Here is a 21,561-nt window from a genome sequence, read left to right as displayed (position 1 = left end):
AGAGAGCTTATTTGCGGCGGAAGGTGATTCTGCCGCGGGTGAGATCATAGGGAGAAATCTCCACCGTCACCCGGTCTCCGGGCAGAATGCGGATGTGGTGCATGCGGATCTTGCCGGATACATGGGCAAGAATTTCGTGTCCGTTTTCCAGTTTAACCTTGAAAGCAGCGTTGGGCAGTGTATCAACAACAACGCCGTCCAGCTCGATCATGTCCTGTTTTGCCATGAATGTATATTCGCCTCCTTGATGATGTGCCTGAATTCAGTCAACGGTCCGGTTGGGCAACCGGCTCCATAGTCGTAAATAGCCAACTATTACAATATCAAACAGGCAGGCTGAAAACAAGCCTGGGACCTACCGGGTCTGGGCGCCTGTCTGAAGTTTCTGCGGTTCATTCCATACGGGAAATCAGGATCGACAGCCCGTCGGTGACTGTCATGGCGGGATCTTCCGTTACATAGACAGGGCATCCCAGAACGCTTTGCAGATAGGCGGAAAGCCCGGCCAGCTTCATGGTGCCGCCGCAGCTGACAATGCCCCGCATGCGGACATCCTGCTGCTGATCCGGTTCCAGACTCCGGAGGAACCGGACAATCCACAGGGCCCATTCCTCGCAGAGGGGTCCCAGTGCCTGGGCAATGTCATTTTCGGTGATGATTTCCCGCCGGACAGCCCGGTTTGCGGTGGAGATGCCGGAGATTTCCATCTGTTTCGGATGGGGTCTGGGCGTTACGCAGCCAAGCTGCCGGCAGATCTTTTCCAGCGTCAGTTCGGAGACAGTCAGCTGTCTGTTTTCCCGGAGCCAATGGCGGATGGCGCTTTTGACACGCAGCCCCGCGTCAGCAGATTTTGCCTGTTTCCGGATCCGGCTGCGGGAGAAGACCGCTATGTCGCAGCTGCGTTCCCCCATATTGAGGACACAGCTGGCCACCGGCAGGCTGACATCCAGCCGGGCGCCAATGGCGGACACCCAGATTTCCTGATCGGAATACACCTTCCAGGCACCCATTTTCAGCAGCTGCTCCTTGAGCTGCTCCACATCCTCCGGCTTCAGACCGGAGGGATAGGACAGAACGAATACCGTTTTCCGGAACATTCTGAAGAGTTTCAGCTGGTAAAACAGCTGGTCGAACAGCTTTCCCAGCAGTTCGAAATCCATTCTGCCATCATGCATTGGAGACAGCACACGAACCTGCGGATCCGTGACCCCCTTCATCTCCAGCGCTTCATTGCCATAAGCCAGGCAGTTCCCCTTTTCGTCAATTGCGATCATGCTGGCTTCGTCAAACACCACACCATCTTCTTCCGTGACGATGCGGATGCTGCCGGCGCCCAGATCGATCCCTGCTTTGATCATAGGAGTACCTCACGTGATAGAATTATACCATACGGCTGATTGCAAACGAGGTGAGGGATCATGGAGCTGGAAAACCCGATGACAGGGCTGGAACTGACTGCAGTCCTCCCTTCCCTGCGCACAGAGCGGGGCAGACGCTATCACGATCTTGTTCTGCAGTGGAAAAGTGTCTTCGGCCAGATCGATGTGCCGCTGTCCATCGTGACGGAGGATGCCGGGGGCATCCAGATGCAGGATCCGGATACGCTGTATGTGGAAGACAGCCAGATCATAGACAGGCTGCAGGCCAGGCAGGAAAAAGCCGTGTTCGGTCACCGCACGGAATCTGTCCGGGCTTCTCTGTTTCTGGTGCAGAATGATACCGTTGCAGGCCGGGCAGCCCGGATCAACAGCCAGAGTCTGCAGAAACTGTGGAAACAGGCATTCCTGATCCAGACAAAGGCTGTCATGGAACAGATGACGGGCTGTCTGCCAGAGGGATAAGCGCCTGCTGTCTGCACCAGTCCGGATGCAGAACGGACCGCAGGTGACCTGGCATCCATCCCTCTGAAGACGGCGAATCCGTCTTCCCGGAAACAGGCGAAAATGACCCGAAAAAATTTCGGATAAAAATTTTTGAAAAATGTTTGACGAACTCCGTATCCCGGTGTATTCTATAGAAGCGTCAAGCGAAACACGGAGGTTTAGCTCAGTTGGGAGAGCGTCTGCCTTACAAGCAGAGGGTCAGCGGTTCGAGCCCGTTAACCTCCACCATTTTTTTGGAGAGATAGCGAAGTGGCTAAACGCGGCTGACTGTAACTCAGTTCCTTCGGGTTCGGCAGTTCGAATCTGCCTCTCTCCACCATTTTTTTATTTTGGGGTATCGCCAAGCGGTAAGGCACAGGACTTTGACTCCTGCATTCCACTGGTTCGAATCCAGTTACCCCAGCCAATCGCTGATCGCGCAGGTGTAGTTCAATGGTAGAACTTCAGCCTTCCAAGCTGACTACGTGAGTTCGATTCTCATCACCTGCTCCATTGTACATTCAGGATCCGGTTCATGCCGGATCCTTTTTTTGTGCGGTACAGTGCGCGGGGTTTCCGGCTGTACAGGCAGAAAAAAACAGCAGCCGGTTTCAGAAGCTGCTGTTGGGCGTCAGGGTTTTTCGTCGCCAGAATATTACGATTCCCCGGATCCGGTGGTTTTCTGCCTGTCCGCTTCATCAATGACCTGATGCAGCTTCCGGCGGATCTGCGGCATCCGCGTTTCTTCAAACTCCGGATGCATTTTGAACCACCGGACATTCAGGGGACTGGGATGCGGCAGCACAAAGCACGGAACGCCATTGATCTGCTGATCCTCAAATATCAGCTCTGTGAAGTCCCGTTTGGGAAACAGCCGGTCTGCCGCTTCCCGTCCAATCACCAGGATCAGCCTGGTATCCGGCTTGCATTCGATTTCCCGTCTCGTCCACATTTCATAACAGCACTTCGGAGGCTTCCTGTCTCCGGTTTTTCCTTTTCCCGGATAACAGTGTCCCATGCTCGTGATATAGAACAGATCCGGATCGTAAAACTGTTCATCTGTGATCTGATACCATTCCCGCCGCAGCCGCCTGCCGGAGGCATCATTGAACGGAATGCCCGTTTCATGCACCTTCTTCCCCGGCGCCTGGGAAATCTGAAGGATGGGAGCTGCTGCGTTGCCATGAACCACCGGATTGGGCTCCAGCATTCCTTCACAGTGTCTGCAGGCCTTCAGCTGATTCTGCAATGTTTCCAGTTCCGTCATTTCACCCTCCGCTTTATCACATCCTCCGGCTTCAGATGTCCGGAGAGCAGGCTCGATTCAGGATCATGGTTTTTCACATTCTTCCCGATCCTGGCTTCATCAAAATTCGCATAGCAGTATTTGCAGAACCGCGGACAGGAATTGTAGTATCCGATATCCACCATGTTCACACAGCCGCAGTCGCGGGCTTTCCAGGTGCCGAATGCCTTGCCGGTGAGCTCGAAGGCTTTTTTCTGCGAAAAACACGCACTGTCCCGAAACCCCAGCGGAGCCAGGATATCCCGTTCATTGCATCCATAGACATCCAGCCCGTAACGTCTGCCGCTGGCAGCAAAACTCTGCGCCAGCTGACGGACTTCATCAGGACCCGGGCGTCTGAATCCCGTCTCCTGCTGATGCAGCCGGACATTTTTGCAGTCATCCAGAAAAGAGATCACCATATGCGCGGCGCACTCCTTCACCTGCGAAGCCAGCCGTTCGAACGCAGTTCTGTGATAGTCCACCGTGTACCGGTCATTGAGCAGAACCGGATCATAGCGCACATATACGTTGTCCCGGCCGATAACAGAAGCGATTTTCTTCAGACTGTCAATGACCTCCCGCTTGTCGGGCAGACCAGGTTCGATGTCACTGTGGTAGCCTGTGATGGTTACATGAACCACACAGGGTTTTCCCACTTCTTCCATACGGGCTGCCAGAGGACGCGGGTCCTTGGTGATGAACAGAAACGCATCCACATTCTCGAAATGAATTCTGGATACACTCTGTTCATGAAAGGGATTGCGCACATCCACAAACCCCGCTTCCAGTCGGTTGAAAAACCAGTCCAGATAGTACGCCGGTATATCTGTCCGGCTGCTGACATTCAGTATCATGACTTCATTGTACGCCTTGCTGTCATTTTTCAGCCCGCAACCGCTGTTTGTGCATCCATTCCCTCAGACAGCAGAAAGCCCGGTCTGTGCCGGGCGCTTTGCTGGTGCGATCTGTCTTCAGACTATTCCTGGGCTGTGCCTTCCACTTCTTCAATCGTGGCTGCATCCTGATCTGCCTCTTCCTGGCTGTCAGGTGCTTCGGTTTCAATGCCGGAATCTTCCTGCTCTGCTGCCGGGGTCTGCTCCTGAATCTTGTCTTCTTCTGCAGTTTCGTTTTTGTTGGCGGCGGAAATGCCCCATACAGCCAGGATCACAATGACGATTACAGCAATCCAGATCCAGATTTTTCTGTTGTCTTTCATATCTCTCTCCACGCCGGTCATGCCGGTGCTTCATCTGTTCCGGTTTCTGCCGGAGCGGATTTTCTGTTTTTCACTCAGCGGTTCAAACCACACCCGAAATGTGGTTGTGCCGCTGCGGCTGGAGGCCTGTATAGCAGCCCCATGCCCTTCTGTGATGTTTTTCGCGATGGCCAGACCAAGTCCATATCGTCCCTGGTGCCGGCTGCGGGAATCATCCGCCCGGTAAAACCGGTCAAAGATCCGTTTTTCCTCTCCTGCGGGAATCGCCTCGCCCACATCCGTGACCTCCAGCATGATCCGGTCTTTTGCCTGTTTCAGGGTGACCGTCACATCCGTGTCCGGATCCGCATGGCAGCTGGCGTTGTCCAGCAGTATGGCAGTCAGTCTGGCCAGATCCTCCCGAACGCCCATGATTTCCAGCCCCGGCTCCAGATCCAGGACCAGCCCAAGATGGCGTTCGTACAGCAGACTCTCGAAGGGCAGCGCCGCCTGCTCCACCGTTTCTGTCAGATTCACCAGTGCTTTGTCCTTCAGACGCTCGCTTCTGGACAAGTCCAGCAGGCTGGTGATCAGCCGGTTCATCTGCTCGGATTCCGTAACGATGGCCCGCAGCCACCGGGGCTGCGGATCCTGTTCCATGGCCTCCGCACTGGCCAGGATCACAGACAGCGGCGTCTTCAGCTCGTGAGACGCATCCGCTACAAACTGCTTCTGCTTTTCAATGCTCTCCGCGATGGGATCTGTCATGACTTGAATCAGCCGTTTTGTGCCAAACCAGAGCAGGACCAGCAGTCCGGTTCCCAGTGCAAGGGAACCCCGGAGAACAGTCCGCAGCTGGCAGGCAATCTCTCCGGTTTCCACGATGGTGATCGCATTTCCCTCACGCCGGGAGACATAGTTTGCGGTATACAGAAAATCAGACGCCGGATGCAGGGCACTGCTGACGGCCCTGACCAGGTCTTCTTCATCCATATCCGGATCCCGGGCAATCACGGCGGTGACTTCCCCGCTGTGGTCCAGCAGAACCGTGCATACAGGCAGTGACGAAAGGATGTCGAACTCTCTGTCGTATCCTCTTTCATCGAACAGGCGGCTGGCACCATTCAGGTTTTCCTGAACAGTCTGCGCGGCCTGCCAGTAGGCAAAGCCATTTGCCAGGGCAAGGATCAGTACCGCAAAGAGTGCGGCCAGTCCAAACACCAGTGTCTGCATGCGGGTTCTGAGTTCATGCATCCTTGATCTCCAGACGATACCCCAGTCCCCGGACAGCCTTGATGGCTGCCGCAGATCCGATGGAATGAAGCTTGCGTCTCAGAAACGAAAGATACGCCTCCAGATTGTTTGCCGTCACATCGCTGTCCAGTCCCCATACCCGGTCCAGGATCTGGTCTCTGGAAAGAATCTGCTGTGGATGAGAAAGCAGATATTCCATGACTCCCAGTTCCCTGGCGGACAGTTCGATGGACTTGCCGGTTGTGCGGCAGACAAGAAGATTGGACTGATCGGCAAGCTCCAGATCACCGGCAGTCCGTCCGTTTGCCCCCTGCTGACGCAGCTGCACATTCACCCGTGCAGCCAGTTCCTCCAGGTGAAACGGCTTGGTGACATAGTCGTCTGCGCCGGCTTTCAGACCATGCAGCTTGTCTTCCAGGGCGCCCCGCGCTGTAAGCATGATGACCCGCGACGGGATCCTTCGCTGCTTCAGTTCGGACAGAATGTCAAATCCCGATGTTCCCGGAAGCATCACATCCAGGATAATCAGGTCGTAAATACCGCGAAGAGCTTCCAGAAGCCCCGCATCGCCCTCCAAAGCGACCGCGACCTCATAGTTCTCCCGCTTCAGCCGCGACTCTATAAGCCGGGCAAGGGTTTCCTCATCTTCAATAACCAGCACTCGCATGGTTCCATCATACCTGTATGACCTCGAAGTTTGCCGGAAGAACCGGCAGTTTCTCTTCATCCGTCACAAATACTCTGGAAAACCTGCTCACTGGCTGCAGTTTGCAAAAGCCTCCGGACTGGATCCTGGATCCGCTTTGCAGCAGGTAGCTCGCGGCAGACGCGTTGATGACATGCTCCTTGATATCCCGGGACTCCAGATCTGACGTGTACGTCATTTCCCGTTCCAGATCCAGGCCCGCACACTCCAGAAAACTGCGGTCAAACTGAAACTGGCTGATATCATGCAGCGCCATGGCGCCGCCGCTCATGGCATAACGGGGTATGTAGTCCCCGCCTATGACAATGACCTGCGCTTTGGGATCGTTCAGTCTGGAAATAACCAGGTGATTGTTGGTGACGATACGGACTGGACGGTTGGCCAGAAATTCGATCATTCCCGCGGGAAGCACCCCGCTGTCCAGGAAGATGCATTCTCCGTCCTCCACCAGATCCGCTGCCGCTTTGCACAAAGCCCTGACCGCTGCCGGATCATCCCTGACGGGTTCCGGTGCGCTGCGTTCTCTGCGCCTTGAAACGATTTCACTGACGCTGCCCTTGATCGCTCCCCCGTGGACACGCTTCAGTTTTCCCTGGTTTTCCAGTTCGGTCAGATCCCTCCGGATCGTGGACTGGGATACATCCAGTTCTTCCGCGATCTCCTTGACATGAATGATATGATCCCTGTCCAGGCGGTCGAGAAGATATATAATTCGTTCTTTTGTCAGCATAACAATCCCTCGATTTCCAGTCGTTTCCGCACAGCGGAACACTTGCTTCTGAATGGCTGGACCCGTCCATGAAAATTGTGCACAAAAAATATCACCAATTCTGTTGACTCTGTGCCGGCAGACTGGTATTATTAGTGAGCACTGTGATGGAGGTTTAGCTCAGTTGGGAGAGCGTCTGCCTTACAAGCAGAGGGTCAGCGGTTCGAGCCCGTTAACCTCCACCATTCATGCTGACTTAGCTCAATTGGTAGAGCAACTGATTTGTAATCAGTAGGTTGTGGGTTCAAGTCCTATAGTCAGCACCATGTGACCCGTTAGCTCAGCTGGTAGAGCATTTGACTTTTAATCAAAGGGTCGGGCGTTCGAATCGCCCACGGGTCACCATTTTTATTTGCAGGTGTAGTTCAATGGTAGAACTTCAGCCTTCCAAGCTGACTACGTGAGTTCGATTCTCATCACCTGCTCCATTCAGAAACATTCGGCCGGATAACCGGTCTTTTTTTGTGAAGGAACTGCGCATTTCGGTTCCTTCTTCTATATTCTAATCGCGGGTGCCCGTTTCCCTAAATGTTATGCCCGCAAAAAAACTATTGGCGCTCAAATTTGCGCAGTATGCTAGTATATGTTCATGAAATTCAAGATTTGGAGCATATTCAGCACACTCCTCTACTTTGGGGCGGCGATTCTGTTCATCACCTTCGTGGCCGCAAACCAGGACTGGGCGCTGTATGCAGGACTGATCTGCATGGTGCTGGCGGTGATCACCGGCATCCCCCTGCGAAAGCAGCTCAAAAAGCAGGCTTCCGGCAGCAGCCAGGACGAAAACTGAGAGTATCCGCAATCTGGCGGATGCTCTCTTTTTCTGTCGCAGCATCCAGATGCCAGGCTGCATCCACCTGTCTGCGCTGCTGTGCAGCTTCTGCCAGCTGCATGCCCCCGCTCTTCGTCTGATCATCCGAAAAAAAAGCCCGGCGGGCAGCGGAATATGCCATTCCTCCTGCCCGCTGGGCCTGAATCTCTATATCGCGTATTTCTGCCGGTATTCCGTCAGATATTCCTTGTATTTGGAGCGCTTGTCTTTCTTGGTCCGGGATACGTACTCATGTACGTCCAGATCGTTGTTGGCTGTTTCAATGATGTAGACCGCGATGTTGGAACAGTGATCGGCGATCCGTTCCAGTTCATTGACCAGTTCATTGTAGTCAAACCCTTCTTCGATTCCCGAACGGGTGTCCTTCAGCCGGCTGATCCGGCGGTGCCGGACCTCGCTGCACAGCATGCTGATCCAGACCCGCAGCGGCTCGATGCGCTGAGCCACCAGTCTGTCCGAGGTATTGAAACTGTCCACTGTCAGATCCACAATCTCGGTCACAGCCTGCATCACCACCTGCAGATCCTGCCAGGCGCTGGAAGAAAACCTCTGCTTCTTCTCGTACAGGTCTCTGGCGACTTTGGCCATCTCATAGGAATAATCGCCAATCCGCTCAAAATCCGGAATGCAGTGCAGAAACTTGGAGACTTCGGTGCTCTGCGCGTTGCTCAGCTCCCGCTTGAGCATCTGCATCAGATAGGTATCCAGCTTGTCCTGGTACTTGTCGATGCGCTTTTCCTTTTCATGTACCTTGTTGAATTTCCTGTCATCAAAATTCTCCAGAAGATCCATGGAGCGGGAAAGGTTTTTCACCACGTTTTCCGCCATGGAATCCATCGCCCGCTGACACTGTGCCAGCGCCAGATCCGGATAATCCAGGAAGCGGTCTTCCAGCAGATCCAGAGTATCGCTGTCTTCTTCCTCGTCCTCGGTGTTGGGGATCAGCACCTTGGTCAGATGTTCGATCTGCTTCACAAAGGGCAGCAGCAGAATCATGGCCGCCATGCGGTAAATCGAGTTCAGCGCTGCAATCGAGAAGGGATTCATCACCGTATTCACAAAGGAATAGTGGAAAATCAGGTCCGATCCGTAGAACAGCACCGATCCCAGCAGCATAGCGAACAGGTCGTTGAGCAGATACACCAGGGCAGTGCGCTTTCCGTTTGTGCTCGTCCCAATGGCTGACAGCAGCACCGGGGTCGCCGCACCGATTCCCACACCCATAAGCATCGGATACGCCGAAGCAAAGGTGATGGCGCCGGTCACAGACAGCGCCTGGAGCACACCGCAGGCCGCACTGGCACTTTGCAGGACAGCCGTGATTAGGATGCCGAACAGGACGCCGAGAACCGGATTGGTGAAGGATGTCAGCAGGGAGGTGAACGCCGGCGACTGGGACAGCGGGGAAACAGCCCCGGACATCGTCTGCATGCCCACCATCAGAATGGCAAATCCCAGCATGATGTTTCCCGTTGCATGGAAAATGTCCTTCTTCATGAACATCCGGAAAATGATGCCCAGAATCGCCACCACAGCGGAAATCGTCGCGGTGGACAGCAGCGAGGCAAGCCCCTGCTGTCCGTCAATGTAGGACAGGCAGATCACCCAGCCCGTGATGGACGTGCCGATGTTGGCACCCATGATGATGCCGATGGCCTGCGACAGTTTCATCAGTCCGGAATTCACGAATCCCACCACCATGACTGTGGTGGCACCGGAACTCTGGATCACAGCCGTCACTGCAGTTCCCAGCAGAAACCCCTTGAGCGGGGTATTGGTCAGCTTGTAGAGAATCAGTTCCAGTTTGTTGCCGGCAACCTGTTTCAGGCCTTCGCCCATGAGCTGCATGCCATACAGAAACAAAGCCACGCCGGAAAGCAGTGTCAAAACCGTGACAACGGTGCTTATACTCATATTTCCTCCGTATTGTCAAAAAGATCCGCGCATAGCAGAACAGGACCATTATACATGACCGCAAGCAAAAAGCCTGAACAAGTGTTCAGGCTGTTCGGTCATTCATGTATCAGGCGTTCTGTGTAAGCTCTACCCGGCAGGTGTGATCTGCCTCATTGCGGTCAAAGGTGATCTTCGCCAGTTCATCCAGATGGTCAGTCACGATTCCGGTGACCGTGGCAAACACTTCATCCGCTGCGTCTTTTCTGCCGCAGTCATATTCAACAGATGTGATGATTTTCTTCTTCGCCGGGATCTCCCGGAGTTCTTCCGCCATCGTTTTCATATTCTTTACCTCGCATTCTGAATATATCACTGACACAGGCCTTTTTCCAACCGCAGCCGGCTGCCATCCGGTCAGGATAGCCAAATGCCGGCTTTCTGCCACCTGATGCCGGGAAATCCATCTGCCTGCGCGGCTGTCGTCATACCTCGTAGAAATCCAGCAGATCCGCCGGACGCAGCCGGTTTTTTTCTTCCCCGGAGAAATCCTGCGTGATCCTGCCGTCGTTGAAAATCAGCAGCCGGTCTCCGTTGGTCAGCGCATCGGTCATGTTGTGGGTGATCATCAGCGCGGTCATGTGCTCCCGGCGCACCAGATCATTGGTGATCTCCAGAATCTTCCGGGCGCTTTTCGGATCCAGCGCCGCGGTGTGTTCATCCAGAAGCAGCAGCTTGGGCGGATTGAGCACCGCCATCATCAGCGCCACCGCCTGCCGCTGTCCGCCGGAGAGCAGCCCGATGGGTGTCTTCAGCCGGTCTTCCAGACCCATGTCCAGACTCTTCAGCTTCTCCCGGAACAGCGCCTGCTCTTCTTTCCGGATGGCTCTGGAGAAGGGACCGCGGCTGCGGGAATAAGCCAGTGCCAGATTCTCTTCCACGGTCAGATGCGGAGCTGTGCCATGTTCCGGATTCTGGAACAGACGGCCGATGCTGCGGCTGCGCACATGCTCCTTCTGCGCGGTGATGTCCTGACCGTCCAGCAGAATCGTTCCCGCTGCTGCCGGGGCAGCCCCGGTGATCACATTGAAGAACGTGGATTTTCCCGCTCCATTGGATCCCAGAACCGTCACGAACTGCCCTTCGGGAATATGCACGGACACCCCGTCCAGAGCCCGTTTCTCCAGGGAAGTGCCCTGATTGAAGATCACGCTGACGTCCTTGAGTTCAAGCATGGCTGCCTCTTTTCTTTTTCAGTTTCTGCAAATGGGGGATCGAAATGGTGATGGCCACCAGCACGGCGCTGACCAGGTTCATGTCCGTGGCCGGGAACCCCAGCTGCAGCGCAAAGGTGTACAGCAGCCGGTAGAGGATCGCACCTGTCACCGAAGCCGCCAGACCGAAACCGATGCCGGAACGCCGGAATATGGCCTCGCCGATGATGATGCCCGCCAGGCCCAGCACCAGCATGCCCGTGCCGCCGGTGACATCGGCGAATTTCTGGAACTGCACCAGCAGCGCCCCGGAGAGCGCCACCAGGCCGTTGGACAGGGCAAATCCCAGAAACTTCATGGCATCCACATTCACGGAGGAAGACCGGATCATTTCCTCGTTGTCCCCCGCCGCCCGCAGCATCAGCCCCAGGTTGGTTTTGAAGAACACGTACATCAGCGCCACGATCACTGCCACAATGGCGATCAGCACATAGAGCACAGTGGCCGGATTGGCCAGTATCGTCGCTTTGGGGACCGCATGCAAAGAGACATTGGGCGCCCCCTGCATGATCCGCAGGTTGATGGAATACAGACCGGTCATGGTCAGGATTCCCGCCAGCAGGCCCTGGATTTTCATTTTTGTCTGAAGAAACGCCGTGACACAGCCGCAGAGAAGCCCCGCCGCAAACGCAGCCGCCAGGCCCAGATTGGGATAGCCGGCCAGGGTCAGCATTGCCGCTGTGCACCCGCCGGTGACAAAGGAACCGTCTACCGTCAGATCCGGAGAATCCATCACCTTGACTGTGATGTACTCACCCAAAGAAAGGACTGAAAAGATCAGTCCCAGTTCAACGGCGCGGATGATCACGCCTGTACTCATTCGGCTTTGTCCCCGTCCTGTGCGTCTTCCTGCACCAGGATCAGCTTGTCATTGTCTTTCACTGCCGCAGGCAGCTCGATTCCCAGCTGTTTCAGCGCCGCTTCGTTCACATAGACATTCAGGTCATCCTTGAACACCTTCACAGGAATCTCGCCGGCGTTTTTCCCGTTGAGCACATCCACAACCATCTTTGCGGTTTCCCGGCCCAGCTGTTCGTAGTCAATGCCCACAGTGGCGAAACCGCCGTCCTGCACCATGGAGTCCGCTCCGACAAAATACGGCACTTTGTGATCCAGCGCGATCTGCGCCAGGGCTGTCATGCCGGAGGCGACGGTGTTGTCGTTGGGAGAGAACATCACATCCACCTTGGAAGCCAGCACATCGGCCGCCTGCTGCAGGGTGGTCAGATCCGTTCCGGTGGCCTCTTCCACTTTGTAGCCCAGAGATTCCGCATACTTTCTGAAGTTTGTGGTGTTTGTCACGGAATTGGCTTCCCCGGCGTTGTACAGCATGCCGATGGTCTTCGCATCCGGGCAAATCTCTTTGATCAGGTCTGCAATCTGATCCACCTGCACCTCGTCGCTGGTTCCGGTGATGTTGCCGCCGGGAGCTTCCAGCGTTTCCACCAGACCTGCACCCACAGGGTCTGAGACAGCGGAGAAAATCACCGGTGTGTCGCTGGAATAGTTCTGTGCTGTCTGCGCAGTGGGTGTGGCAATGGCTACGATCGCATCCACGCCTTCGCTGGCATAGCCATTCATGATCGTATCCAGATTGGAAATCTGACCGGCAGCGTTCTGATAGTCAATGGTGAAGTTTTCATCGTCCTTGTATCCGAGTTTCTCGAATTCATCGAACATCGCATCCCGGATGGTGTTCAGGGACGTGTGGTCCACCAGCTGGGCCACGCCCACTGTATAGCTGTCTTCCTTTGCGGTGCTTTCCGCACCGGCTGTGCCCTGGCTGCAGCCTGCCAGCATGCTCATGGCCAGAGTTCCAGCCGCCAGTTTTCTGATCAGATTTGTTTTCATGGTTCTGTCCTCCTGTTTGCTTCGATGCTTCGCAGCCTGCGCCCTTCCCTTATTAACAAAAAAGTCCTGTGTCAAAATAACTTTGACACAGGACAGATCTTCAGTTCCGGATCTGCGGTACCACCTGTATTGACATGGAGTATGTCCGCTCTGCGAATGCCATCACATTCTTCTTTCTGTAACGGGAAAGCCCCGGCCTGGATACTGCGGCTGCTGCCGGTTCACCTCGCCCTTGGAAGTCCATTTGCGGGACTGCCGCCGCCCGGCTTCCACCGCTCCGGACTCGCTTTGTGCACATCTTCCCGTTTGATCTCTTCCGCTTAGGTTTGTCTGTATGGTACTCCGCCTGAAAAGAGATTTCAACCTTCATACAGAAATTTTCAGAATTTTTCATTCTTTCATGAACCACAGGCACACTGCATGGCAGAACTTTCCCTCAGATCTACAATACAGTCATGAACCATACCAGCGAAAATCAGTCACACACGACTCCTGCCGGCACAGACAGCTCTCTGGCAGCCGGCAGCTGCCCGGCCCTCCCCGCGGGCATTCACACCATCCGGTGCGTCGGAGATTCCATCACCGAAGGCTGGGGACTGGAGGATCCGGTAACTCTTTCCTGGCCGTCTCTGCTGGAAAAGCAGCTACCGGGCATCCGGTTCGAGAACTATGGCAGCGCCGGCGCCGCCGTTCAGTCCTTTCTGCCCAACGCCTGGGAAAACACCCTGGCAGCCCGCGTTGCCTTTTCCCGTCCGGCGGATCTGACCCTTCTCTTTCTGGGAACCAATGACGCCGAACAGCTGACACCCCGTTTTGGCACGGAATACCGGCAGCTGGTGAAGCGGTTGCAAACACTGGGGCCAGTGGTGGCGGTGATTCCGCCAAAGACCGCCCGTCCGGCCCTGAACCGGCGGCTGGAGCGGATCCGTCAGGACATTCTGACAGCGGACATTCCCGTGATCGATCTGTGGAATGTCTTTGTCCCGCTGGCTGCAGACGGCATGCATCCCACAGCGCTGGGACAGCAGGAAATCGCCCGTCACATTGCCTGCGGGCTGCCCCGGGCGTTGGGACATTGTACTCCCGATTGTCAGGACATGACCATACATTGATATGTTAAGCTGACTTCATGAATTGAGAGGAATTTGATAAAGAAAGGAGTATCTTCATGGAGCAGAAACAGTATGGAAAATCCTGGTATCCCAGCGGAGCGCTGGAATTCGCCGGGTTCTGGTCCGATGGCATGGCCAACGGCGAAGGCTGTCTGTATTATCAGGACGGCTGTACGATTCAGTATGACGGAACATTCCGCAACAATGCCTTTGACGGTTTTGGACGGATGTACCGCAGTGACGGAACGCTGCATTACGAAGGGGTCTGGGATCAGGACCGGCCTCACGGACGCGGCACCTATTATTATGCAGATGGCAGAACGGTCTGGTATGAAGGCAGCCTCTGCCACGAACAGCGGCAGGGCTACGGCTGTCTCTACCGGGAAGACGGAACACTGGAGTATGCCGGGGAGTGGAAAAACGACCGGCGTCACGGTCACGGCCGGCTCTATCACACGGACGGACAGACTGTCATTCACGAAGGCGAATTTGCCCATGGATTCCGCAACGGCTATGGCCGCAGCTACTGGATCGACGGAACCCAGATCAGCGAAGGCGAATGGTGCTGCGATGTGCTGAACGGATTCGGGATCCTGTATGACGAACAGGGAGAAAATGTGATCTACGACGGACAGCTCTTCAATGGTGTCCGGCGGGGATCCGGCATTTCCTTCCTGCCTGATGCCATTCCCGAGTACGAAGGCGAATGGGACTGGAACGCCAAAAACGGAGAAGGCACGCTGTTCTACGAAAACGGCGCGATCCGCTATGAAGGCAGTTTCGCAGATGACTGCTTCCACGGTTTCGGCCGGGAATACAGCCAATCCGGCCAGCTGCTGTATGCCGGTATGTGGCATCAGGGCAGCCGTGCAGCTTCCGGCATCTGAAAAAACAGTCAGGCTGACAATCTGTCAGTCTTATCCAAAAAAAGGCGGACTTCCGAATGTTCAGAAGTTCCGCCTCTTTCAGTTTCTGTCCGCTGACTGACCGCCTTCCGGAACCGGTCAGTCCTCAAAGAGCGAAGTGGACAAATACCGGTCGCCGGTATCCGGCAGAACCGTCACAATGGTCTTGCCTGCATTTTCCGGCAGTGCCGCCAGCTTTTTCGCTGCCACATAGTTGGCGCCGGAAGAAATGCCGGCCAGGATGCCTTTCTCTCTGGCCAGTTCCCTGCCGCCTTCAAAGGCTTCCTGGTCACTGATCTTCAGGACACCGTCATAGATGCCGGTATCCAGCGTTTCAGGCACAAAGCCAGCACCGATTCCCTGAATCTTGTGAGGACCTGCCTTTCCTTCCGACAGAACCGGGGATGTTTCCGGTTCCACTGCATAGATCCGGACAGCCGGATTCTGTTCCTTCAGATATTTGCCGGTACCCGACAGGGTGCCGCCGGTACCCACACCAGCCACAAACACATCCACATTGCCCTCGGTGTCCTTCCAGATCTCCGGGCCTGTGGTCAGATAGTGAATCTCCGGGTTGTGGGGATTCGAGAACTGGGAAGGAATGAAACTTCCCGGAATCTGTGCATGCAGTTCTTCCGCCTTCGCAATGGCGCCCTTCATTCCCTGGGCACCGGGGGTCAGCACCACCTGAGCCCCATAGGCTTTCAGCAGCTTGCGGCGTTCCACGCTCATGGTTTCCGGCATGGTCATGATGACTTTGTATCCCTTCGCGGCTCCGGCCATGGCCAGCCCAATGCCGGTATTGCCGGACGTGGGTTCAATGATTGTGGCGCCTGGCTTGAGAACCCCGGCCTTTTCCGCCTGTTCGATCATGTTTTTGGCGATCCGATCCTTGATGGATCCACCTGGATTGACGCCTTCCACCTTCACCAGAACCCGGGCCGGTTCCTGCTGCACTTCCACCAGCGGTGTGTGTCCGATTGCTTCCAGAATACTCTTGTGTACTGCCATGTTGATCCTCCTTGTTTCGTTTCCATATCCCGGATCACGGCCATGATAGCCTAGTAATCCTAGTTATTTTATAGGTTTATTGTATCCTTCCTTCCACCGGCTGTAAAGGCCAAAGCCGGAGAACGCCCTGCAGCCGCCGCCTGTCATCGTATCCATCGTAATGCAGACTGCCCGGCGGGTCTTCGGGAATGATCTGGCGGCAGGCATGAAAGCGTGAAACCGCCCTGTATCCGGCCGTGGTGCCTATAATGAAACAAAAGGAGCAAAGTATATGAAACGACTCACAGGTCTGATTCTGGGCTGCCTGATCCTGGCAGGCTGCCAGCCGGTGGACGAAGAAGCCGCCAAAGCCCCGGTCACCGGATTTCTCGATGCGATCCAGGAAGGAGACCTGGAAAAAGCCGCGCAGTTTGAAGCGGACGATATACAGGGTATGAGCAGTCTGGTGGAGGATACCAGTGAATTCAACGCTCTTCTTAAGGATGCCGGATTCGGAGAGGCTTTTGACACCCAGGCGCAGGAATTCCAGAAGAAAGAAACCGCCCTGGCTGTCCAGACCTATGAAATCGAAAGTGTGTCCGGCCACGGAAACAGCGCCACTGTCCGGGCGAGAATCACGGGGATTCCGGTCAATGAAATCAATCCGGAAACCATGATGGAGGACATTCAGGATACACTCTCGGAAGATATCCAGGCCTATGGCGAAGCCCATCCCGACCAGACAGACCAGGAAAAAATCCTGGGTGATATGGGAAAAATCATTTTTGACCGGATGTATGAACAGATTGCCGGACAGCAGCCGGCAGACAAGGTGCTGAACTTCAAAGTCATCTCTCAGGACGGCGCAGAGAACTGGAAGATCCAGTCCATCGAAGAAGTGAAGTGACACAGCAAAACAGCCGGAGCAGGCAGAGGAACATCCTCAATTGCCTTCTCCGGCTGTTTTCATGCCTTTCGGTTCTTTCTCAGAAAATCGGTGTATCTGAATTTTTCCGGGTGGTGTTTTGCCACCGTGTACTCCAGCTGTCTGGCATCCTCCAGACTCGTCCAGGAACGCACCACCGCCACCAGCTGTCCGGGTTTCAGCCTCAGCTGGGAGGCCTCCCTGCCGGTGGCCGGCCGCAGGGTGATCTCCTTGCGGGAATAGCCCACATCCAGCCCCAGCTGATCCTGCACCTGCTGCCAGGCCGGGATCCGTGCACTTTCCACATCCAGGTCCGGGATGATGGTCGGATCGATGTAATCCGTTTCCAGAACCGCCGGTTCTCCGTTGATAAACCGGGTTTTCTGGACTTTCCAGACTTTGTGCCGCGCCGTATACCCCAGACTCCGGGCAATCTCCCCCGTGGGCTGGATCAGCCGGACAGAATGCACCTTTGATTCGCATCCTTCCGCTTCCGGCAGATAGGGATAGGCGGCCAGGTCCTGCAGCTGCGGCTGATTCTCCACATGCAGCACCAGACTTCCTTTTCCATGTTCCTTCTGAATATAGCCCTCCTGCTGCAGCAGCGCCAGGGCTTTGCGGACTGTGTCCTTTCCCGCCTGATATTCTTCCATGAGCATGGGCTCCGAAGGAAGCCAGGTGTCTTCCTTGTAGACTCCCTTCCGGATTTTCGCAGCCAGATCATGGTACAGGTCCTGATATTTGGGCATCCAATCACTCCTGCTGACAGTATATCATTTTTCCCGAAACCCGCTTTGGAACCCGGAGAATCCGGACGCGTTGAGGCATTTGGCAGCAAATTGTCATCTTCTTTCAAAATGAAACCGCTATACTGTCTGTAAAGGAGACCAAACAACATGACTGATTACGAAACCTTCCGGCAGAAAGTCCGGACGCTCGCAGAAGAGAACATTCCGCCCATTGCCATGGATCTGGACCTGAACGACGAATTTCCCCATGCCTTTGTCCGGCAGATGGCTGACGCCGGGCTCATGGGCCTGCCCTATGACACAGAGTACGAAGGTGCCGGCGCGGATGTGAAATCCTATGCCATTGCCGTGGAAGAACTCTCCCGGGTGGATGGCGGCATCGGTGTCATTCTCTCCGCACATACCTCTCTGGGCACCTACCCCATCGCCCATTTCGGCAATGAGGAACAGAAACGGAAATACCTCCCGGATATCGCCTCCGGACGGAAGCTCGCTGCCTTCGGTCTGACAGAAGACAACGCAGGCAGCGACGCCGGAGGAACGGAAACCGTGGCTGTCAGAGACGGAGACGATTACATCATCACCGGAAAGAAGATTTTCATCACCAATGCCCCGGAAGCCGACACCTATGTGGTATTCGCCTCGACGGACAAATCCAAAGGCACCCGGGGGATTTCCGCCTTCATTCTGGAAAAAGGCATGCCGGGATTCACCTTCTCGATACCCTATGACAAAATGGGCATCCGCTCCTCCTGCACCGCCCAGCTGCATTTTGATCACGTCCGGGTACCGAAGGAAAATCTGCTGGGGCTGGAAGGCCAGGGATTCAAAATCGCCATGGCCACACTGGACGGCGGCCGAATCGGCATCGCAGCCCAGGCCCTGGGCATTGCCCAGGGCGCCTATGAAGAAGCACTGGAATACGCCAGAGAACGGGTGCAGTTCGGTGCACCCATCGGCATGAACCAGGGAATTTCCTTCAAGCTGGCGGACATGGCCACCAAACTGGAAGCCGCCCGGCTGCTGGTGTATCAGGCAGCCGAACTCAAACAGGCCGGGAAGCCCTATTCCAAGGAAGCCGCCATGGCCAAAATGTACGCTTCGGACATCGCCCTGGAAGTCTGCAACGACGCACTGCAGATCTTCGGCGGCAGCGGCTACCTCAAGGGAATGGGCGTGGAACGCCGGTATCGGGATGCGAAGATCACCACGATTTACGAAGGTACCAACGAAATCCAGCGCGTGGTCATTGCCAGCCACATTCTCGGCAAGATGAAGAAACCGGACAAAGCTGCGAAAAAAGCGCAGATCATAGACGAGCTCACACTGGAAGCCTCCGTGAAGAAGCTGGCATCCATTCTCAGGCAGAAAGGCCTGCAGGAACCGGAAGCAGTGGACGCACCCCTGTCCACCGCGAACAGAATCCTGGCCATCGGACAGGGCGCCGGCAACATCCGCAACGCCGAAGCCGCAAAAGAAGCCGCAAAAGCCCTGGGCTTTGTCTTCGCAGGATCCCGCCCCGCAGCCGAAGTGCATCACTTCATGGGCATGGACCGGTTCATTGGTCTGTCCGGGCAGAAAACGCACGGCGATCTGTACATCGCAGCAGGCATCTCCGGGGCCCCGCAGCACCTGAAAGGCATTGAAGATGTCAAAACCGTGGTGGCGATCAACACGGATCCCACTGCCCCCATCTTCCAGCGCGCGGACTACGGCATCGTGGGCGACATGAATGTCATTCTGCCGCTGCTGGTGAAAGAACTCACCGGCGAACCCCCCAGGACTCCGGCCAGGCTCATGGTCTGCAGCCTCTGTGGCTACATCTACGACCCGGCTGTGGGCGATCCTGAAAACGGCATTGAACCGGGTATGGCATTCGAAGACCTCCCCGCTGACTGGGTATGTCCGATCTGCGGCGCGGACAAAGATATGTTTGAACCCGCTGAAGAACCTGCGCAAGAAACCGAAGTGGCGGAAGAAGCACTTCCCGCTGCACCCGCCGGTCCCATCTGGACCTGCAGTCTGTGCGGTTACATCTACGACGGAGAGATCCCCTTTGAAGACCTGCCCGCCGACTGGGTATGTCCCATGTGCGGTGCTCCCAAAGAGCTGTTCACCGCGGAAGGCGCTGTCCTGGAAGAAGCCGCAGCGGTTGTCAGGGAAACCGGTGCCTCTGTCTGGACCTGCAGCCTGTGCGGCTACATCTACGACGGAGAGATCCCCTTCGAAGATCTGCCCGCCGACTGGGTCTGCCCGATTTGCGGCGCGGGAAAGGACCTGTTTGAAAAGAGCTGACAGCCTCTGATTCACCAGCACAACGGGAACTGCCCACGTGGCGGTTCCCGTTTTTTCGCTGCCGATGGCGGTCAAAGCCGCCTGCCGGAGCATGCTGTGCGGATCTGCGGCACATCCGGACAGGAAAAAGCCGGGGAACTCCATTCACCGCTGCCGGCTGATGCGGATAGAGTTCCCCGGCGATGATTGTCTGAATTCTACAGAGGGAAACCGGCTGCATAGAGCAGAGCGGCGCCTGAGAGAACCCAGATGTATTTGTTCAGCTTGTGCCTGATCATATTGATTCTCCTTCAGACAGCCAGCCTGGCTGTCTGTCTTTCTCTGTAGTTAGCATGCACTAACTACGGTGCTTCTGTCAAGCCTCGCCGTATTCTGTCCCCCGGTACACCTGGCACTGTATGCCCTGTCCAGGGCGCAGCCCGCATCGGCATGGCAAAAAGACCGGATTGCTCCGGCCTTTGGCTGTATGTCACGATTTGCCGGCTAGGCTACCTGGGACTTCAGGTAAGCGAAGATGAAATCATCCAGATCCCCGTCGAGGACGGACTGAGCCTGGCTGGTTTCGGTGCCTGTGCGAACATCCTTGACCATGGTGTAGGGATGCAGGACATAACTGCGGATCTGGCTGCCCCATTCATTGGCGGCCTGTTCGCCTTTGAGTTCGCGGATTTTCTTTTCCTGTTCCTCGATTTCCAGCTGATACAGACGGGATTTCAGGATCTGCAGGGCTTTTTCCCGGTTCTGGATCTGACTGCGTTCGGACTGGCAGGTGGCCACGATGCCGGTGGGTTTGTGGACCATGCGGATGGCGCTGTCAGTTTTGTTGATGTGCTGGCCGCCGGCGCCGGATGCCCGCTTGGTTTCCACCAGGAGGTCCTCGGGTTTGATCTCGATTTCGATTTCGTCATTGAACTGCGGCATGACGTCCAGGCTGGCGAAGGAGGTGTGCCGGCGTGCGCCGGCGTCAAAGGGAGAAATCCGGACGAGACGGTGCACGCCTTTTTCTCCTTTGAGATAGCCGTAGGCTTTGTCGCCTTCCACCAGCATGGTGACACTCTTGATGCCCGCTTCTTCACCGGGCTGATAATCCAGCACAGTGACTTTGTATCCTTTGCGTTCGGCGTAGCGGGTATACATGCGGTAGAGCATGCCGGCCCAGTCACAGGACTCGGTGCCGCCTGCGCCGGGGTGCAGTTCCAGAATGGCGTTGGAGTTGTCGTATTCATGGGAGAGCAGCACTTTGATTTCAAAGGTTTCCATGGCTTTGGACGCCTCGGTGTACTCTTCCACGGCCATCTCCATGAGCTCTTCGTCAAATTCGTCTTTCAGCGCCCCGGCGGTTTCCGCCAGACCATCGTACTGTTCCTTCAGGGTGGTGTAGGAGTCCACGATATCCTTGAGTCCGTTGCGTTTGCGGATCACCGACTGGGCTTTTTTCTGATCGCTCCAGAAATCCGGATCCATGGACTGTTCGTCCAGCTGCCGGATTTCTTCTTCTTTTGCCGGAAGATCCAGGGATTCTCCCAGAGCATTGAGTTTTTCCAGATCCGTTTCCAGGTTCTGCCTCAGTTCATATAGTTCCATTTTCATCCTCCCGGTTCAAAAGACCGTATTCTTTGCCATTGCCGGAGCGGCTGCTGCCGGTCCGGCGTATTCTGAGT

At 55.6% G+C, this 21,561-nt stretch carries 22 protein-coding genes, 8 tRNA genes and 1 pseudogene; 15 read left to right on the top strand and 16 right to left on the bottom strand.

From position 1 onward, the window contains the following. Window positions 1-7 precede the first annotated feature (7 nt). Together infA and QZ305_RS06895 are read right to left on the bottom strand one after the other, a co-directional pair. Complete coding sequence (gene infA, locus QZ305_RS06900; protein ID WP_067558689.1) at window positions 8-226, bottom strand: translation initiation factor IF-1; 219 nt, start codon at window positions 224-226, stop codon at window positions 8-10. A 166-nt stretch (window positions 227-392) separates the two neighbouring features. Beyond that, the gene (locus QZ305_RS06895) at window positions 393-1,358 is read right to left on the bottom strand and encodes a rod shape-determining protein (RefSeq protein WP_294730987.1); all 966 of its coding nucleotides are present in this window, start codon (window positions 1,356-1,358) and stop codon (window positions 393-395) included. Between the two features lie 60 nt (window positions 1,359-1,418). On the opposite strand from QZ305_RS06895, the gene QZ305_RS06890 reads away from it, so the two are divergent. The 5 genes from QZ305_RS06890 to QZ305_RS06870 all read left to right on the top strand — a co-directional run bounded on the left by QZ305_RS06890 (window position 1,419) and on the right by QZ305_RS06870 (window position 2,375). Next, window positions 1,419-1,841: a hypothetical protein gene (locus QZ305_RS06890; RefSeq protein WP_294730986.1), complete on the top strand. Its 423-nt coding sequence runs from the start codon at window positions 1,419-1,421 to the stop codon at window positions 1,839-1,841. Between the two features lie 194 nt (window positions 1,842-2,035). Next, a tRNA-Val gene (locus tag QZ305_RS06885) sits at window positions 2,036-2,111 on the top strand. A 7-nt stretch (window positions 2,112-2,118) separates the two neighbouring features. Beyond that, window positions 2,119-2,202 (top strand) — tRNA-Tyr (locus QZ305_RS06880). Window positions 2,203-2,213: 11 nt separating this feature from the next. Continuing rightward, window positions 2,214-2,289 (top strand) — tRNA-Gln (locus tag QZ305_RS06875). Window positions 2,290-2,301: 12 nt separating this feature from the next. Next, window positions 2,302-2,375, top strand: a tRNA-Gly gene (locus QZ305_RS06870). A gap of 142 nt (window positions 2,376-2,517) precedes the next feature. Here the strand turns inward: QZ305_RS06870 and QZ305_RS06865 are convergent. The 6 genes from QZ305_RS06865 to QZ305_RS06840 form a co-directional block, all read right to left on the bottom strand. Beyond that, the gene (locus tag QZ305_RS06865; protein ID WP_294730985.1) at window positions 2,518-3,129 is read right to left on the bottom strand and encodes a uracil-DNA glycosylase family protein; all 612 of its coding nucleotides are present in this window, start codon (window positions 3,127-3,129) and stop codon (window positions 2,518-2,520) included. Next, complete coding sequence (locus QZ305_RS06860; protein ID WP_294730984.1) at window positions 3,126-4,004, bottom strand: DUF1848 domain-containing protein; 879 nt, start codon at window positions 4,002-4,004, stop codon at window positions 3,126-3,128. Before QZ305_RS06860 ends, QZ305_RS06865 begins: the two co-directional genes overlap by 4 nt. 122 nt (window positions 4,005-4,126) lie before the next feature. Then, window positions 4,127-4,366: a hypothetical protein gene (locus tag QZ305_RS06855; RefSeq protein WP_294730983.1), complete on the bottom strand. Its 240-nt coding sequence runs from the start codon at window positions 4,364-4,366 to the stop codon at window positions 4,127-4,129. Between the two features lie 30 nt (window positions 4,367-4,396). Next, complete coding sequence (locus QZ305_RS06850) at window positions 4,397-5,599, bottom strand: cell wall metabolism sensor histidine kinase WalK (RefSeq protein WP_294730982.1); 1,203 nt, start codon at window positions 5,597-5,599, stop codon at window positions 4,397-4,399. Beyond that, window positions 5,592-6,266: a response regulator transcription factor gene (locus tag QZ305_RS06845; RefSeq protein ID WP_294730981.1), complete on the bottom strand. Its 675-nt coding sequence runs from the start codon at window positions 6,264-6,266 to the stop codon at window positions 5,592-5,594. Before QZ305_RS06845 ends, QZ305_RS06850 begins: the two co-directional genes overlap by 8 nt. A 7-nt stretch (window positions 6,267-6,273) precedes the next feature. After that, on the bottom strand, window positions 6,274-7,035 hold the full coding sequence (locus QZ305_RS06840; RefSeq protein ID WP_294730980.1) for a DeoR/GlpR family DNA-binding transcription regulator: 762 nt from the start codon (window positions 7,033-7,035) through the stop codon (window positions 6,274-6,276). 148 nt (window positions 7,036-7,183) lie between these two features. On the opposite strand from QZ305_RS06840, the gene QZ305_RS06835 reads away from it, so the two are divergent. The 5 genes from QZ305_RS06835 to QZ305_RS06815 all read left to right on the top strand — a co-directional run bounded on the left by QZ305_RS06835 (window position 7,184) and on the right by QZ305_RS06815 (window position 7,864). Then, a tRNA-Val gene (locus QZ305_RS06835) sits at window positions 7,184-7,259 on the top strand. 5 nt (window positions 7,260-7,264) lie between these two features. Continuing rightward, a tRNA-Thr gene (locus QZ305_RS06830) sits at window positions 7,265-7,340 on the top strand. Window positions 7,341-7,343: 3 nt separating this feature from the next. After that, window positions 7,344-7,419, top strand: a tRNA-Lys gene (locus QZ305_RS06825). Between the two features lie 9 nt (window positions 7,420-7,428). Further along, window positions 7,429-7,502: transfer RNA gene (locus QZ305_RS06820), tRNA-Gly, on the top strand. Window positions 7,503-7,663: 161 nt separating this feature from the next. Beyond that, window positions 7,664-7,864 (top strand): hypothetical protein, encoded by a 201-nt coding sequence (locus tag QZ305_RS06815; RefSeq protein ID WP_294730979.1) that lies wholly within the window; start codon window positions 7,664-7,666, stop codon window positions 7,862-7,864. A 189-nt stretch (window positions 7,865-8,053) separates the two neighbouring features. Here the strand turns inward: QZ305_RS06815 and QZ305_RS06810 are convergent, their stop codons facing one another. The 5 genes from QZ305_RS06810 to QZ305_RS06790 form a co-directional block, all read right to left on the bottom strand. Next, window positions 8,054-9,820, bottom strand: a complete 1,767-nt coding sequence (locus QZ305_RS06810; protein ID WP_294730978.1) for a Na/Pi cotransporter family protein — start codon at window positions 9,818-9,820, stop codon at window positions 8,054-8,056. Window positions 9,821-9,929: 109 nt separating this feature from the next. Beyond that, window positions 9,930-10,145 carry a hypothetical protein gene (locus QZ305_RS06805; RefSeq protein WP_294730977.1) on the bottom strand — a complete coding sequence of 72 codons (216 nt, stop codon included), beginning with the start codon at window positions 10,143-10,145 and terminating at the stop codon, window positions 9,930-9,932. A 139-nt stretch (window positions 10,146-10,284) separates the two neighbouring features. Next, window positions 10,285-11,034, bottom strand: coding sequence for an ABC transporter ATP-binding protein (locus tag QZ305_RS06800; RefSeq protein ID WP_294730976.1), 750 nt, complete (start codon window positions 11,032-11,034; stop codon window positions 10,285-10,287). Next, complete coding sequence (locus tag QZ305_RS06795; protein ID WP_294730975.1) at window positions 11,027-11,893, bottom strand: ABC transporter permease; 867 nt, start codon at window positions 11,891-11,893, stop codon at window positions 11,027-11,029. Before QZ305_RS06795 ends, QZ305_RS06800 begins: the two co-directional genes overlap by 8 nt. Further along, entirely contained in the window at window positions 11,890-12,924 is a 1,035-nt protein-coding gene (locus QZ305_RS06790; protein ID WP_294730974.1) for an ABC transporter substrate-binding protein, read from the bottom strand. Before QZ305_RS06790 ends, QZ305_RS06795 begins: the two co-directional genes overlap by 4 nt. Before the next feature lie 455 nt (window positions 12,925-13,379). Here QZ305_RS06790 and QZ305_RS06785 point away from each other — a divergent pair, with 455 nt between their 5' ends. Together QZ305_RS06785 and QZ305_RS06780 are read left to right on the top strand one after the other, a co-directional pair. Next, complete coding sequence (locus tag QZ305_RS06785; protein WP_294730973.1) at window positions 13,380-14,036, top strand: SGNH/GDSL hydrolase family protein; 657 nt, start codon at window positions 13,380-13,382, stop codon at window positions 14,034-14,036. A 56-nt stretch (window positions 14,037-14,092) separates the two neighbouring features. Next, window positions 14,093-14,923 carry a hypothetical protein gene (locus QZ305_RS06780; protein WP_294730972.1) on the top strand — a complete coding sequence of 277 codons (831 nt, stop codon included), beginning with the start codon at window positions 14,093-14,095 and terminating at the stop codon, window positions 14,921-14,923. 117 nt (window positions 14,924-15,040) lie between these two features. On the opposite strand, the gene cysK is transcribed toward QZ305_RS06780, so the two are convergent. Further along, window positions 15,041-15,952, bottom strand: coding sequence for a cysteine synthase A (gene cysK, locus QZ305_RS06775; protein ID WP_294730971.1), 912 nt, complete (start codon window positions 15,950-15,952; stop codon window positions 15,041-15,043). Window positions 15,953-16,223: 271 nt separating this feature from the next. On the opposite strand from cysK, the gene QZ305_RS06770 reads away from it, so the two are divergent. Next, entirely contained in the window at window positions 16,224-16,838 is a 615-nt protein-coding gene (locus QZ305_RS06770) for a hypothetical protein (RefSeq protein ID WP_294730970.1), read from the top strand. A gap of 59 nt (window positions 16,839-16,897) precedes the next feature. Here the strand turns inward: QZ305_RS06770 and QZ305_RS06765 are convergent, their stop codons facing one another. After that, the gene (locus tag QZ305_RS06765) at window positions 16,898-17,605 is read right to left on the bottom strand and encodes a UTRA domain-containing protein (RefSeq protein WP_294730969.1); all 708 of its coding nucleotides are present in this window, start codon (window positions 17,603-17,605) and stop codon (window positions 16,898-16,900) included. Between the two features lie 147 nt (window positions 17,606-17,752). Between QZ305_RS06765 and QZ305_RS06760 the strand changes: the two are divergent. Next, a pseudogene (locus tag QZ305_RS06760) lies at window positions 17,753-18,877 on the top strand (acyl-CoA dehydrogenase); the annotation flags it as partial. After that, the gene (gene rd / locus QZ305_RS11790; RefSeq protein ID WP_367268823.1) at window positions 18,878-19,900 is read left to right on the top strand and encodes a rubredoxin; all 1,023 of its coding nucleotides are present in this window, start codon (window positions 18,878-18,880) and stop codon (window positions 19,898-19,900) included. 483 nt (window positions 19,901-20,383) lie between these two features. On the opposite strand, the gene prfB is transcribed toward rd, so the two are convergent. Continuing rightward, window positions 20,384-21,484 carry a peptide chain release factor 2 gene (gene prfB, locus QZ305_RS06745; protein WP_294730968.1) on the bottom strand — a complete coding sequence of 367 codons (1,101 nt, stop codon included), beginning with the start codon at window positions 21,482-21,484 and terminating at the stop codon, window positions 20,384-20,386. Between the last annotated feature and the right edge of the window lie 77 nt (window positions 21,485-21,561).

The sequence above is a fragment of the uncultured Faecalibaculum sp. genome (assembly GCF_910588395.1).
In the GTDB taxonomy this organism is placed as follows: domain Bacteria; phylum Bacillota_I; class Bacilli_A; order Erysipelotrichales; family Erysipelotrichaceae; genus Faecalibaculum.
This window is presented reverse-complemented; position numbering and strand designations above follow the sequence as displayed.